12 protein-coding genes are annotated in these 15,050 nt (G+C 35.6%); 5 read left to right on the top strand and 7 right to left on the bottom strand.

The annotated features are described in order from the left end of the window. Positions 1-262: 262 nt before the first annotated feature. Positions 263-1,195 (bottom strand): LIC_20087 family outer membrane protein, encoded by a 933-nt coding sequence (locus tag LEP1GSC059_RS08830; protein ID WP_002179833.1) that lies wholly within the window; start codon positions 1,193-1,195, stop codon positions 263-265. Positions 1,196-1,306: 111 nt separating this feature from the next. Between LEP1GSC059_RS08830 and LEP1GSC059_RS08825 the strand changes: the two genes are divergently transcribed. Further along, positions 1,307-2,602 carry an ATP-dependent 6-phosphofructokinase gene (locus tag LEP1GSC059_RS08825; protein ID WP_017213542.1) on the top strand — a complete coding sequence of 432 codons (1,296 nt, stop codon included), beginning with the start codon at positions 1,307-1,309 and terminating at the stop codon, positions 2,600-2,602. Positions 2,603-3,067: 465 nt separating this feature from the next. On the opposite strand, the gene LEP1GSC059_RS08820 is transcribed toward LEP1GSC059_RS08825, so the two are convergent. Both LEP1GSC059_RS08820 and argB read right to left on the bottom strand, forming a co-directional pair. After that, complete coding sequence (locus LEP1GSC059_RS08820; RefSeq protein WP_017213543.1) at positions 3,068-4,813, bottom strand: GAF domain-containing SpoIIE family protein phosphatase; 1,746 nt, start codon at positions 4,811-4,813, stop codon at positions 3,068-3,070. A 171-nt stretch (positions 4,814-4,984) separates the two neighbouring features. Beyond that, positions 4,985-5,860, bottom strand: coding sequence for an acetylglutamate kinase (argB, locus tag LEP1GSC059_RS08815; RefSeq protein ID WP_002180081.1), 876 nt, complete (start codon positions 5,858-5,860; stop codon positions 4,985-4,987). Between the two features lie 62 nt (positions 5,861-5,922). On the opposite strand from argB, the gene LEP1GSC059_RS08810 reads away from it, so the two are divergent. Continuing rightward, a complete protein-coding gene (locus LEP1GSC059_RS08810; RefSeq protein WP_017213545.1) occupies positions 5,923-6,678 on the top strand; it encodes an SDR family NAD(P)-dependent oxidoreductase in 756 nt (251 codons plus the stop codon). Positions 6,679-6,780: 102 nt separating this feature from the next. Continuing rightward, on the top strand, positions 6,781-7,674 hold the full coding sequence (locus LEP1GSC059_RS08805) for an IS982 family transposase (protein WP_017213826.1): 894 nt from the start codon (positions 6,781-6,783) through the stop codon (positions 7,672-7,674). A 110-nt stretch (positions 7,675-7,784) separates the two neighbouring features. Here the strand turns inward: LEP1GSC059_RS08805 and LEP1GSC059_RS08800 are convergent, their stop codons facing one another. Then, positions 7,785-8,816 carry a zinc-binding dehydrogenase gene (locus LEP1GSC059_RS08800; protein WP_020980654.1) on the bottom strand — a complete coding sequence of 344 codons (1,032 nt, stop codon included), beginning with the start codon at positions 8,814-8,816 and terminating at the stop codon, positions 7,785-7,787. Positions 8,817-9,242: 426 nt separating this feature from the next. On the opposite strand from LEP1GSC059_RS08800, the gene LEP1GSC059_RS08795 reads away from it, so the two are divergent. Then, positions 9,243-9,818: a PaaI family thioesterase gene (locus LEP1GSC059_RS08795; protein ID WP_002180486.1), complete on the top strand. Its 576-nt coding sequence runs from the start codon at positions 9,243-9,245 to the stop codon at positions 9,816-9,818. A gap of 3 nt (positions 9,819-9,821) precedes the next feature. On the opposite strand, the gene LEP1GSC059_RS08790 is transcribed toward LEP1GSC059_RS08795, so the two are convergent. Beyond that, positions 9,822-10,142 (bottom strand): DMT family transporter, encoded by a 321-nt coding sequence (locus tag LEP1GSC059_RS08790; RefSeq protein WP_002155560.1) that lies wholly within the window; start codon positions 10,140-10,142, stop codon positions 9,822-9,824. 1,283 nt (positions 10,143-11,425) lie between these two features. Between LEP1GSC059_RS08790 and LEP1GSC059_RS08785 the strand changes: the two genes are divergently transcribed. Continuing rightward, complete coding sequence (locus LEP1GSC059_RS08785) at positions 11,426-12,100, top strand: glutathione S-transferase family protein (protein WP_017215544.1); 675 nt, start codon at positions 11,426-11,428, stop codon at positions 12,098-12,100. Positions 12,101-12,103: 3 nt separating this feature from the next. Here the strand turns inward: LEP1GSC059_RS08785 and LEP1GSC059_RS08780 are convergent, their stop codons facing one another. Together LEP1GSC059_RS08780 and LEP1GSC059_RS08770 are read right to left on the bottom strand one after the other, a co-directional pair. Further along, entirely contained in the window at positions 12,104-14,239 is a 2,136-nt protein-coding gene (locus tag LEP1GSC059_RS08780) for a sensor histidine kinase (RefSeq protein WP_036057379.1), read from the bottom strand. A gap of 446 nt (positions 14,240-14,685) precedes the next feature. After that, positions 14,686-15,050: DUF1564 domain-containing protein (locus LEP1GSC059_RS08770; protein ID WP_020980693.1), on the bottom strand; the 365-nt coding region annotated here is incomplete at its 5' end.

Genomic DNA, 15,050 nt, shown 5'->3' with positions numbered 1-15,050 from the left:
CTGTGGGAACTCTCACAAATTTAAATTTTACGGTAAAACTTTGAAATGTGGGAACTACCACAGATTAAGTCGTATTACAGTGAAATTTTTAAAAGTTCAAGAATTCTCTTGAGCAGGTTCGTAAAAATGTAGGAACTCTTACTTTAAGAAAAAAATTTCAAAATTTCTATTACAAACTAACTCGCGTTATGGTATGAACAAATTTAATCATCTCAATTGGATTGAAAGATACGCCAATAATGAAAGAAACTCAGAATATTTTTTACTTTGAAGAAGTTTCCGAAAAACTATATTTGATTCCAAGAATTCCTTGAACATCCTGCATCCATTGATGTTGTTCTCCTCCAAGTTGGGCTGCAATTGGAACTGGAACTCGAATCATACCTTCTAAACTTAAGTTTCTGGATGAAAAAGAAATACCTGGATTTAGATAGTATTCGTAGGATTTCATACCGCGAAAATTATTTCCGGGTTCCCCATAACTTAAACCCTTATCCTGAAATCGTTTGATGCTCGAAAATTGAAGAAAGAAATTCATTTTAGAACTTTCTCCAATTTCTGGAAATACAGAATAATTGAATGCAATCGTGGATCTTGCGGATTCTAAAAATGCAAGACCCGCTTGGTTGCCGATCATTCTTGCATTAAAATCCATTTCTAATCCTGCGTGACGTTTCATGTAAAGAAACATAACTCCGGAACTATTTCCATTTTGAAGAGAGTTTAAATTCCAATTCGTTAAACCGAAACCGGGAATTTGATTTCTAGAATCTGTAATACGATCCATTGTTCTTTTTTCGGAAAAGGCTCCCGAAACTAGTTTGCCGTTTCGAGATGAAACATCGTTTACAAAAATGGTTTCGGAAACTGGTAAAAATTGAATCCTTTCTCTTGGAACTACGGAAAATAAAAAAGGCTGAAACATTCCGGAAAAAGAAAGTCTGGGAGTTTGTATAAAATTAGTTTCTACTGATTCTTTATCAGAAATAGAATTGTTTTCCGGTCCTAGTTTGAGTTCCATCGGATCTTTATAAGGAATTGCAATTACTTGTAGATATTTTTGATGATTGAGATCGAAATTACGGGAAAGATGATACGGTTCGAACGGGCCGAATGAAGGATTTTCTACTGAAAAAATAGAAACTCCAAATAGAATCAAAAATAAAGATAGTATAAAAGATCTTTTTTTGTTCATAAAACGTTCTATCTGTAAGACTATGAAAGTAAAACAGTACTGTCAGTATAAAATTGTAAAATAAAATGAATTTTACCGAAATCCTCGAAAATAATCTATAAGGAACCGATCATGGAAACAAAGATTCAAAATTTTGGAGAATGTTCAATTCCTAGTCCGGCAGACTATGAATATTATACAAGTGATACTTCCAGATTGATATTCAGAACAGTATTTCAATCCAAAGAAGATTGGGATTCTTATGTCCAAGAAGGTCCTGACTTTTTCGAACAGGCTGGTCCTAGAGAAAAAATTTATTTTAACCCTCAGGAAGTAACTGCAGGAATTGTTACTTGTGGAGGGCTTTGTCCTGGAATCAACGACGTGATCCGTGGAATCGTAATGGAACTTTATTATCGTTATGGAGTTTCCAGAATTTTAGGTTTTCTTTATGGGTATCAAGGACTTGTAAAAAAATATTCTCATCAACCAATTGAACTCACTCCAGAAAAAGTAGCACATATCGTAGACGAAGGCGGGTCTATGTTATCTTCTTCGAGAGGAAATCAATCTCCCAAAGAGATGGTGGACGGTCTTAATTTTTATGGAGTAAAAATTCTTTTTTGTATTGGAGGAGACGGAACTCTCAGGGGCGCTAGAGCCATCGTGGATGAAATCACAAAAAGGAAAGAAAAAATTTCCGTAATAGGAATTCCTAAGACAATCGATAACGATATTAATTACGTACAAAAAACATTCGGTTTTTCTACTGCATTTTCCAAAGCGATGGAAGCGGTAGAATGTGCTCACGTGGAAGCAAAGGGAACACCGAATGGAATTGGGCTTGTAAAGTTGATGGGGCGTCATTCCGGATTTATTGCGGTCAACGCGGCTTTGGCATCTAGAAACGTAAATTATTGTCTGATTCCGGAAGTGGACTTTGATCTATTTGGAAACGAGGCCTTTTTGGATGATCTCAAAAAAAGAATCCAAAAAAAGGGACATGCTGTTATCATCGTAGCAGAAGGGGCTGGTCAAAAATTTTTTGATTCTACGGAGGAAAGAGATTCTTCAGGAAATTTAAAACTCAAGGACATCGGACTTTTTCTGAAGGATACAATGACTGAGTTTTTCAAAAAAGAAAATGTTCCGGTAAACATTAAATACATCGATCCTAGTTATATTATTCGATCAATTACGGCTAACGCAGAGGATTCTGTATTTTGCGGTTTTCTGGCTCAGAATGCGGTACACGCCGGCATGGCTGGAAAAACAGATATGGTGGTAGGAATGTGGAACAATGTATTCACACATCTTCCGATTTCAGTTGCAATTCAGGAAAGAAAAGTTTTACAACCAGATCGCAGTACTTTATGGAGATCGTTTTTGGCTTCAACGGGACAGCCGGCTCACATGTTGGCCAAATAGTTTTTGAATGAATCCCACGTTTTTGTGAAATGAAAGCGTCTCATTTTGCTTCTCTTATCAAAAACAACTCCTACAAATTCCAATTGCGAAAAATGAATATTTAGAAATCCGTAAGTTAAGTCTCAAAATTTTTTCGGGAACTTAAAAAAATGTGAATCCAGAAAAAGAAAATGGGGCGTTACGAATTGCACCTTCAGCTTCAGTCAATAAATTGTATAATAGAAACGGAATGCGATGTTTCGTTTTTAGTTACAATTTATTATAGAACACAATCCGTCAAGAGACCATAGAAGCAAAACGCTCTGAGTTCCCCTACGATTCATCGAATTTGCGTTAAACAGCACTTTGTAATAAAAATTAACGGTACTCAGGGTTATAGAGATCAGTAATCCAAGTTAAAAAGAAACGGATTACAATCGTTCTCAATCAGTTTATAAAAATAGAATATACAATGTTACGTCTCGTTTAAGGAAGACGAACCATAAAAAGCGTATAATCGTCGTGAGGTGCCGCGTCTCCTCTAAACGAGTCCGTAGTATCTATGATGAGTTCTTTTAAGGCGCCGAGAGCCATTTCTCCGTTTCGTTCGATGAGTTTGATCAAATTTTCGAGGCCGTACATCTCGTTGGATTCGTTCATCGCTTCGCTGACTCCGTCTGTGTAAAGAATCAAAAGATCTCCGGAAGAATAATCAATTTCGTGTTCGTCAATTTCGGACTCTTTGATTCCGAGAGGCATTCCTTTACCAGAAAGACTCATTACCTTTTTTTCTTTGGTTCTATAAAGAAGTTGTTCGTTGTGTCCCGCACTGGAATAATGAATCTTTCGTTTTGCCATATTGATCCTTACGAGCATTACGGTGACAAACATAAAGTATCCTGATTTTTCCTGAATGATTCTATTGGCGCTCATCAAACTGATGCTAGTCGAAGAATTTCTGGAAACTTCTCCCGAGATGATCGTTTTGGAAAATTCCATAAAAAGTGCCGCTGCGATTCCTTTGCCAGAAACGTCCGCAATAAGAACACTTACTTCGTCCGGATTATGATAGATCAGATCGTAAAAATCTCCTCCGATTTCCCTAGAAGCTGTATAACTAGTTTCTAATTCTAACCCTTGGATTTTTTTAGGAATATTTGGCAAAGAGTTCAATTGAATTTGAGAAGCGATCTGCATATCTCTATAAATCAAATTGAGTTTTTCCTTTTGTTCTTTAGAAAGCAGGGAATTATAAGCTTCTGCAATTTGATTGGAGATTGTACTTAAAACGTTTTGATCTGCGTTGTCAAAACTGTTGCCTGATTTTTTATCGGCTGCATTTAAAATTCCAATGATTTTTCCATCCAAACGAATCGGAACTGAAATGAAGGATTTTGTTTTGTATCTTTCAGGGCGAAACCAATCTTCTACCGTGGATATATTTTGAACCAGAATCGGATTTCCGGTTTCTATGATTCTTTGAATGACTCCTTCTTTTTCATTGATAAAATGTTCCTGATCTTCTAGACTAAAGCCGATGCTTTTTTTAAGTTCGTATTTGCCGGTTTTCGAATTAAAAAAAACTAAAGAAACTCTTTCCGCATTCATTACTTCCGAAATCGAATTTACGATTAGATTCAAAAATTGATCCATTTCAGAAATATTCGAAATCGCCTGACTGAGTTGAAATAAACAATCTAATTCGTTGGCTCTACTTTTTAAATCCCGGATTAATCTTCTATTTCTGATCGCAATTGCAGCGAGATCAGAAAGATATTGAAGAATTTTAATATCTTTTTTTGTGAATTCATTTCTTTCGAGAGAATTGACTGCTTCCAAAACTCCTTGGATTTCTCCTTGAGTGCTCATCGGAACACAAATCAGATTGTTGGTTACAAAACCTACCGTCTCGTCAATGTTTCTATAAATTCTAGGGTCGTTTGCGGCGTCGTTTACGATTACGGGTTCCAATGTTTCCAGAACTATTCCTGCGATTCCTTTACCTCTTGGAACTTTGAGTTCCGTTAAAGAATCTCCTTTGGTTCCTTTCGCAACATTAAATACTAGACAATCTTCGTTTTGATCATATAAAAGAAGAGAACAACCTTCCGTATTGAGAACATCTTTTGTGGTTTCTATGATAATACCAAGTAGCTCGTCCAGATCATCGGTCGAATTGATTCTCGCCGTTATATCGGAAATTAAAGATAAGGATAACTGCCTTTCACTCATACTGATGTGTTGATAGATGATTCTTTAAAAGAATTCGATCATTGGACACAAGAAAGTTTTCTCTGTCAAGGAGTTTCAACGTCAGAGACACGATTGAAAACTTAGGGAAAAATAAAATTTATAAAGAGCTTCTTAATGAATATGAACTTTTTTGAAAATAATACGAACAAATTACGATTCGATCAAAGAGCCGATTCCTTGGTCTGTAAAAATCTCAATCAAAATGGAATGAGCGACTCTTCCGTCTATGATATGGGTTCTACGTACTCCTTGATCGATTGCTGTCAGACAACATTCTACTTTAGGAATCATTCCTCCCGAAATTTCTCCCTTTCGAATATAATCTTTTACTTTACTTCGATTGAGTCCTGTTACCAATTGCTGATTGATTAAAATTCCTTGAGTATCGGTAAGTAAAATCAGTTTTTCTGCTTTGAGTGCTCCAGCGATTTCACCTGCAAACGTATCCGCATTGATGTTGAGACTTTCTCCTTCTGAATTTTCGGCGACCGGAGAAATGACCGGAATAAAACCTTCTTTTTGGAGGTTATGAAGAATTTCGGGATTTATAGATTCGATTTTTCCTACGAGTCCGACGTCAAAGAGTTGTTTTTCTTTTCCTTCTAATTCGATTTCGACAGGAGCCTTAGTCGCCTTTGCAAGGTTACCGTCTTTACCGGAAATTCCAACTGCCTTTCCACCTTGAGAATTGATCAGAGAAACGATTTGTTTATTTACCTTACCAGTAAGAACCATTTCTACGATTTCCATCGTTTGAGTGTCTGTAACTCTATGACCGTGAACAAATTCGGTTGGGATTTTCAAATTGTCCAAGAGTCTGTTGATTTCGGGACCGCCACCGTGGACGATTACTGGATGAATGCCTACATATTTTAGAAGAACAATATCTTTTGCAAAAGATTCTTTGAGATCAGCTTTTGCCATCGCTGCCCCACCGTATTTGATCACAACCGTTTTGCCCGAGTACTGAGTAATATAAGGAAGAGCTTCGAGGATGTGATTGACCCTTTCCAAAAGTTTTTCCATGAGAAACAAAAGAATCCTTGTGTCTTTCTCTGTCATCTAGAAATACGAATGTAAGTTCGAGGTTGACTTTGAAAAATCAGGAAACAACTAAAAAAGAAAATATCATTCTAACAGGAGGAAGTGGAGGTTTAGGAAGAGCTATCGTAAGGTCACTTCTATCGGAAGGTTATTCCGTAACGAATTTAGATATTCAATCTCCAAAGGAAATTTTTTCGGGAGAATTTTTTTTTAACACAGATCTGACAATCGAACAAGATCTTACGTACGCGCTTTCTCAATGGGAAGCTTTGATTTCTTCTCAAAATCAAAGCCCGTATGGTTTTGTTCATTGTGCGGGATACGGCGGTCCTTATCATAAAATTACTGATGTTAGTTTAGAAGAATGGGATCGAATTTTTTCGGTAAATATAAGATCTGCGTTTCAGATTGTGAAATTGATTCTTCCTAAATTCAAAAAATTGCAACTAGGTAGATTAGTATTCATTGCTTCTTCTTTATCTATTGTCGGCTCTGCAAACTCGGTAGCCTATTCCGCTTCCAAACATTCTTTGATCGGTTTTGCAAAATCAATTTCTGATGAATGGGGTCCTTTTGGAATTACTTCGAACGCTGTAAGTCCTGGTTATATAGAAACTTCAATGGGAATTCAAGAAGATCAAGTTCCAGACCATAGAAATAAAATCATTCAAATGACACCCGCGCGTAAGATCGCATCTCCTTCCGAAATCGCAAGGGTAGTTTCTTTTTTATTAAACAAGGAATCTTCTTATATCAACGGTGCCAATTGGACCGTTGACGGAGGTATTACTGCAATTTAAACTAACGTGAGTTCGGCGTAAGGTGGGAAAAAAGAGAAAGATCTTGTACTCAAAAGCGCCAGATCCATATTGAACCAAACTTTCAGCAAAAAGGAGTTCAATATGGATCTGACATCAATATTTTGTGCAATAGACGATTATTGTACACAACAAAAAATAAATTGGAACGGGAAAATATTGAGTCCCGTGGCAGGAAAAAGAAATCGTAAATTTCAGCTCAGCCTGAGTGAGGTAGCAACAATCGTAGTTTATTTTCATCTTTCTCATTATAGAGAATTTAAAAATTTTTATTTGATAGAAATAAAAAAGAATCTGAAATCCGAATTCCCAAAAGCGGTAAGTTACAATCGTTTCGTTGAACTGATGCCTAACGTGTTAGCTGTTATAGCTTCCTTTCTATCCAACACTTGTATGGGAAAATGTTCCGGAATATCGTTCATTGATTCTACAATTCTCAAAGTATGCGACAACAGAAGAATCCATTCTCATAAAGTATTTAAAAACATTGCACAACGAGGGAAATCAAGCACAGGCTGGTTTTACGGCTTTAAATTACATTTAATCGTAAATGATCAAGGTGAAATATTATCATTTATGGTCACTCCTGGAAACGTCGACGACAGAAACTCGAAAGTGATTTTCCCACTTGTTAAAAAGATTTACGATAAACTTTTCGGAGATAGAGGATACATCAGTCAATCTCTATTTGAAAGTCTTTATGAAAAGGGAATTCAACTCATTACAAAACTTAAAAAGAATATGAAAAATAAATTAATGCCCTTGGTTGATAAAATTCTTCTAAGAAAAAGAGCTATCATTGAATCGGTTAACGATGAACTTAAAAATATCTGCCAAATTCAACATACTAGACATCGGAGTTTTTGCAATTGGGCTGTTAATCTTTTAAGTGGTTTAGTTGCATTTTCATTCTTTCCAAAAAAACCGTCTTTGAATTTGAGATCTAAAGACAATTTACAACTTTTAATCTCTCCTTAGACCGAATTCACGTTAGTTAAAATTAACAAAACTGTTTAAATCGACCGTTTCTATAAAACAGAAACAAACGGAGATTCATTTTTCAACAACTCTAGTAAATTCAGAACCGATTAAGGTTCAACGATAAACCGAATTGGATTCCCTTTTCTCTGATCCAAAGCCTCAAGACATTCATTCAATTCTTCTAATGGATGATGAGAAGTAATCGAATGAGAAAGATTAATTTTTCCTTTTAAATAAAAGTCAATCAGTTCCGGAATTGCTCTTCGATCGGATCCATAAGAACCAGATACCGAAATCATTTTTTCGATTAATATAAAAGGAATCTGAAATTTCAAAGGTTGTCTACCTATACCCACAAGTACAATTCTACCTCCAGGGTTCATCGCACGAATTGAATCTTCTACGTTAGACATATAACCCGAAAAATCGACCAGTAGATCCACACCTTTCGATACTTCTTTTAATATCTTACCTGAATTTCGTACTTCTTTCAAATTGATCACTTCATCGGCTCCGTATTTATAAGCATTTTCTAATGCTCCTGGATCCACATCCAATGCGATCACCTTACCTTTTGTCATCGCTCTGGCAACCGCCACCGCATGAACCCCAAGCCCCCCACAACCGAAAATTGCTACCGTATCACTTTCTTGAATATTTCCTCTATAACGAATGGCATGATAAGGAGTAGATACCGCATCCGCAAGAATTGCTCCTTGATCATATGGAATCTCGTCTGGAAGAGAATACAAATAACGTTCTTCTACTATATTAAATTCTGCAAAACTTCCATCTCGATCAAAACCAAACACTCCTAAGTCTTTACATAAATTTTCTCTTCCTTCCTTACAATAAGAACAAACTCCGCACGAGGTTCCAGCCGCTATAACTACCCGGTCCCCTTTTCGAAATCGTCTAACGTTCTCGCCTACTTCTTCAATAATACCAGATGATTCATGTCCGGGAATTCTGGGAAAATGTTTGCACTTGAGAGTCCCATGGACCACCAGATGTACATCCGAACCGCAAATACCACAAGCTTTGATTCTTACCCTTACTTGTTCTGCCTTAAGTTGTGGTACGGCAACGTCTCTGATTTCTAATTTTTTTTTACCGGATTCTAAAATAGCTGCTTTCATTTCCAACCCTTTCCGACTTTTCATATCAAAACCGAGTTAGATTAAGACCGTCGTTAGTATGGTCAAGACGATTTGTTTTTAAAATAGAGTGATTGAAAATTTAATTTTCTTTTATTTCTTTTTCATTAAAATAAATGGGGCAATACAGTTTTCTATTTACCGAAATCTCTGTAACGATCTGAATTTGTATGCAAAATTCCCAAATACAATTCTCAGTAGAAATCTGAAATTTTTTTAAAGTCCTATTATGTATTTATTTAAAAGATTTTAAAAAACGAAATTGAAAAAAGACTTTGGATCAACGGTTTCGAACTTGAATCCTTAAGTATCAAATTTTTCATGGAAATAGAACTTCAAAGAAATAAAATACAAATTGAAAAGTGATAGTTTTTGGAACAGATTCTAAAATGAAACGAATAGTTACCTATGGAAACAGAAACAATCTACCGGGAAATTAAAGCTAGCCAAAACGGACAGGATTGGCATCATAAAAATTGTTTCGGCTGTGGTCCCGAAAACGCCAAAGGGATTCACGCTAGTTTTCCATTTCATGAAGAAAGCGGCGAAGTTCGATTCCCGTTTAAAATCGAGAAAGCTTTTGAAGGTGCTCCCGGTTACGCACACGGAGGAGTTTTAGCAACTCTTCTTGACGAAGCCCAAGGAGTTCTTTGTTTTCATCTTGGTCATTTCGTTATGACAGACCAACTTTATATGCGTTATCACAAAGCAGTTCCATTGAATGAAGAAGTTGAAGTACGTTGTTGGGTTACAATGGTAAGAAGAAGAAGACTTTATACCAAGGCCACGATTCATCTTTCCAAATCAGGCGAACTTTTAGTTTCTTCCAAAGCGCGCTGGTATGACATGTCAGAAAGAACAATGAGAAGAATGTTTCAAGGAACTGTCTTTCCAATCGATACACTTTTACAAGTTTTAGAAGTAAACCAAAAACGAGGTAAAGAAATTAGAAAACGCCTTAAACTTCAAAAGGTAAATTCCTAGATCTCATTCCGGAACTAAAAATTTAAGACCTAAAACGGAAAGAATTAAAGTTGATAAAAAGAATCCTCTCCAAAAATCGATCACTTCTCCATGTAGAAAAATTCCAACCAATATCGTTCCCACGGCACCCAAACCGGTCCATATAGCATAAGCCGTTCCCATAGGAATCGTTTGAACGGCTTTATTCAAAAAAGCTAAACTTAAAACTGAAAAAAACACAAAACTCCCAATCCAAGTTGGTTTTGTAAAATTATCCGACAACTTAAGACACGTAGTAAAGCCGATCTCAAAAATAGAAGCGATCATGAGATAAATCCAAGCCATAAATTCCAAAAACCTTTTTATAAAATTAAATATCAAACTACCACTTAAGTGTCTAAAATTATACACCTAACAGTGGTTTGTCTTAAAATTCATGATATATTATTTTCTAGATATCTTTCAAAAATATAAAATGATTTTTTTAAATCACCTAAAAAAGTCTAATATTTTCAAAAAATTGAATTTTATATTTTTCTAATTTGAAAACAGGAAACGACTTCTGACTTTTTTGGATCGTTTTTTTCCAAAAACAGACTTCTATAAACTAAAATCCATTTTCCTAAAAACTTAAGTAACGTAAATCCGTCGCAAGGAATTCATTTTTTTGAAAAAACTTGGATCTGAACTCTACTGATCAATTCCTAAAATGTAGGAACTCATACTGTTTAAAAATTTCTAATGCGACTTAATTTGTGGGAACTACAACAAATCGCGATTTTAAGAACCAATTCTTAAATTGCAAAAACTCATATTTTTTAAAACCCTTTCTCATTTTTTTACGCCGAACTCACGTTAAGTAACGTAAGTGAGAAATTTTCTGAAAGTCCGAGTTCCTCATTTTAAAAATCTATCTGTAAACCACGATTTGTAAGAGTTCCCACATTCACTTTTTTTACGACAAGATTGTCCTATAAAAACGGACTTTACACCAAACACACATTAAATTATAAAATCTTACTTAAACGAAAAAAGAATGAACGTAAAATCCGCCCCGAAATTTCTAAAAATATAGGAATACTTACTTACTCGGAAGCATAAATAGAATAGATTGTTTCAATAATTTGAATGTTTTAGCCATGCTCTAAAATGTCGTAAATCCCGTATTTGCGACATTTTTTAAATAACTCTATTTTTTCCAAAAATTCGACCGTTAATAACTTAGTATCGTCCGAGTAGTAATCTAATAGTAAAAAGATGGTTTCTGTGGGAACTACCACGTTTTGATCCTACTCGAAAACTCTATAATAAAATACCGAAATAAATGCGATTAATTCTTTTTTTCGAGTTTTTGAATTAGTTTTCAATTCGTTTAAAAAAATCGCTTACGATACATAAAAGGTTTTTGATACGTTCAAGAATTCTAAAATATAAGTTTCAATCCAAGTGAGTAAAACTCAAAAACATTCTAATACCTTTTCAAATATGAAAATTCCCGTAATAGATTCGAATGTTCAAAAACCCATTCGATTCAAACAATTTTTTTTAGATTTCTACTTAAAAACCGAATTTTTTCCAAAAGGAAAGTCTAACTTCTAAACAAACACCCCACAACTAGGAGAAAAACATTGATCGAATTATATTCGGCGTCTACACCCAACGGAAGAAAAGTTTCTATTATGTTAGAAGAATTAGGAATTCCTTATACGATCCATCCAATCAATTTGGATAAATTGGAACAAAAAGAGGAATGGTTTCTTAAAATCAATCCCAACGGAAGAATTCCAGCAATTACCGACAAAGACAACGGAAACTTTGCGGTATTTGAATCTGGCGCAATTTTAATTTATCTTGCGGAAAAAACCGGAAAACTTTTGCCTAAAGATCCAAAAGAAAAAAGTACCGTAATACAATGGCTTATGTTTCAAATGGGAGGAGTCGGTCCGATGCAGGGACAAGCCGGAGTGTTCCTAAAATACGCACCAGAAAAAATTCCTTTCGCGATCAATAGATATCAAAACGAAACAAAACGATTATATTCCGTTTTAGATAAAAGACTGAGTGAAAGTAAATTTTTAGGCGGCAAGGATCTGTCTATTGCAGACATTGCTACCTGGCCTTGGATCAATATGCACGACTGGGTAGAAATCAGTTTGGATGAATTTCCCAATCTAAAACGTTGGAACGATGAATTAGAAAAACGTCCTGCATTCATTAAGGGTAAAGATATACCGAATAAAGTGGATCATAAAAAAGATGAAGAAGAAATCAAAAAGAAAGCTCAGTCTATATTAACAAAATAGAATTTACTGATTTTTACTGATTTGACTTTCGAATTTTTGCAAAACCGGTTCTACGGCGGGAAGAATCACAAAAAACGTGGTTCCCTGTTTAGAAGTTTCAAAATAGATTTTTCCGTTATGATCTTCTATGATTCTTCTACATATATCCAGGCCTAAACCGGTTCCCGCACCGGAAGGTTTTGTAGTAAAAAAAGGTTCAAAAATTCGATCTTTGATCAACTCTTCGATTCCGGTTCCGCTATCCTTAATTGCCACTTCCCAACTAGTCTCAACTCTTTTACAAGAAATTTCAATTTTCCCTTTATATCCCATCGCATAAAGAGCATTTCCGATCAGATTTGTCCATACTTGTGTAAGAGATTCCGCATTTCCTCGAACGTAAGAAGTTTCCGGCATTTCACGAACGATCTCTACTTGAGTTTTGTATTTAGAATAATAAAGAGTCAGTACTGTTTCCAATTGTTTCCGTACATCCACAGGACTCATCGCAGTTTCGCTACGATCTTTATACGCATATTCCTTCAGAGCTTGTATTACTAGAGAAGCTTTTTCAGCGGCTTTTTCGATCGTAAAACTCGCTCTTGCCAGACCTGAAAGAGATAGAGCATTTTGCGCGATCATAAGCAATTTTTCTTTTTGATTTAGATATTTAAAATTTTCTAATACATAATCTGGATGAATCCCCAGATCAGTAAGAATATCCGCAAGACGAGTCGTTTCGGAAAACCCGAAGTCGTTTAACAAAATTGCTATTTTTTTTCTTTTGGTTCTTTCTTCTCTTGTATCGTAAAATTCTCTTAGAGTAATTCCTTTTGAAAAAAGTTTTTCCCAAATTAATTTTTCATCTTCGGTAAAATCGGAATAATTTCTCAAAAGACCTTCCCAAGAATTGGACAATACTAACTGAATGGCTTCGTTAGAAGAAACGATAGCGCCTAATGGGGTATTTAGTTCGTGTGCAATTCCAGCAACCAACTGTCCAAGCACAGCCATCTTTTCAGAACGAACGAGTTGTTTTTGTGTGTTTTTTAAGTTTGCGATCGCTCTAATTACTTGTTCATTTTTAGAAATAAGATATTGATTTACAGTTCTAAGTTCTCCAGTCCGTTTAGCGACTATTTCTTCGAGCCCTTCGTTGACCAAACGGATTTCCTGTTCCGTATCAGTCATCTCCTTAACGAGTAAGGTTTGTCTCACACTCGCAATTAAAACCACAATTGTAGTTCCAGCCCATGCAACAATTCGAACCCCTTCCGGCAAACCACTAAGAGTTCCTGCCAGTACAATCGTAATCGAACTTGCAATCACTTCAAATAAAGGCAATAAACGAAGCGCCGCTTCAAACCTTCTTCCTAAAATCGGATGATCATTTAGTTTAGGTTCCCAGGTCCAGACTCCATATCCCAAGATCAAAGTCGAAACAGAGAAACCGGCATTGAGAACGGTTCCATCGGGAGGAATCTCAACAATAAATAACGCGTTCCATAACAACCAACAAAAACCACTCCCTCCCATACCAATTATAAACGACAACCAAGATTTATCTGGTTGTAGTTTTAGAACAGGAATCAATAAAATTCCCAAAGCGGCAGCAGTTAAAAAAGATACTGGATGATTGATCAATGGAAGAAGCTGAGCAATTCCGACTCCTTCTCTCTGAGGAAGATATAACGCAAGTGAAAACGTGAGAACCGCCGTGATAAGACCAAGAGCGTCCAATGCCGCCACTCTGATTTTGTTTCGATCACATTCAATAACTATAATAGAGTATCCTATGACAAAACAAGGAGCAACCCATGGAAAAAGAAAATCGCTCGGGGTTGGAGTCATGTAATAATTGAAATAAACTTGAATCGCCCAAGAGAGTTGTCCGAATGCGTTTGCAGTAAGACCAAGTGCAAACCAAAATCGAAAACGATAAATCCAGACCTTCTCTGAAAAATAACCGAGCCAGGCTAAAGCCGCCGCACAAAGATAAGAAACGGTCCAGTGAATATTATCAATGAGTCTGTCTATATTTTTTTCTTTGTAATAATAGTTACCAAAAAAAGATACGATCACTAAAATCGTACCGATTCCAAATATCCATTGTCCCAAATAGTAGGCGGAAAATCTTGAATGGTTTTTCACGTTTGTCATCAATTGCTCAGAGACGACGACAGTTTAAGAGCTAAGTGTCAATTTCGTCGATCTTTTTCTAGTTTCAAAGTTTCTCAAAACAGAAACCGTTTATACAATAGTTACAAAATACCTTTTTTCATTTTGACTGTTTTTTTACTTATAGTAAAACTCAAGTCCCGTTAATTCCAGTTACAAATTTATAGATCCATTTTCGAAACTAAATTTTTTAAAAGAGAAATTTGAAAACTTTTGAGCCTCTTATAGAAAATTGATCTTTCATTTTGAGTTCAAAGATTTTTTACAATTTATAGTTTTTCAAAAATTAATTCCCTTCCGTTTTTTTATGAAAACCGATAGATAATACAGTTTTTTGAATAGTATATATAGTTTTTTTTCAATAATTTATTAAAATATATTCATAAATTATAATATATTTTTAACTACTGATGTTTGTGTAAGTGATTTTATGTAGAAAACCGTTCTAGATCTAAAGCATAAAAATAGGATTCTGGTTCACAGTGTAGTTTTCGAGTTACTCGGTTGTTTGGCAGGTCTAAGTGTAGGATATAACTGTAAGACCAGTGAAATGCGGGAACTCCCGCCCGAACCGTATTCAAGATAGAATCCCCGACCCCAAGAGCTTCCAATTTCAAAAGATAATTAAAAAGATAACACCTAGACACACCATGAGCCTGAGCCAACGTTCCCAAAAGAGTCCAACTTCCGGAAGGAACACGAACATTGATTCGTTTCATTTTTAATTTACCTGGACTAGGTTGATATAAAGTTCTGCCCGCCTTTTTGCCGAGACGTTCCGACGAAGAAAGAT

The organism is Leptospira noguchii serovar Panama str. CZ214, assembly GCF_000306255.2.
In the GTDB taxonomy this organism is placed as follows: Bacteria; Spirochaetota; Leptospiria; order Leptospirales; family Leptospiraceae; genus Leptospira; species Leptospira noguchii.
This window is presented reverse-complemented; position numbering and strand designations above follow the sequence as displayed.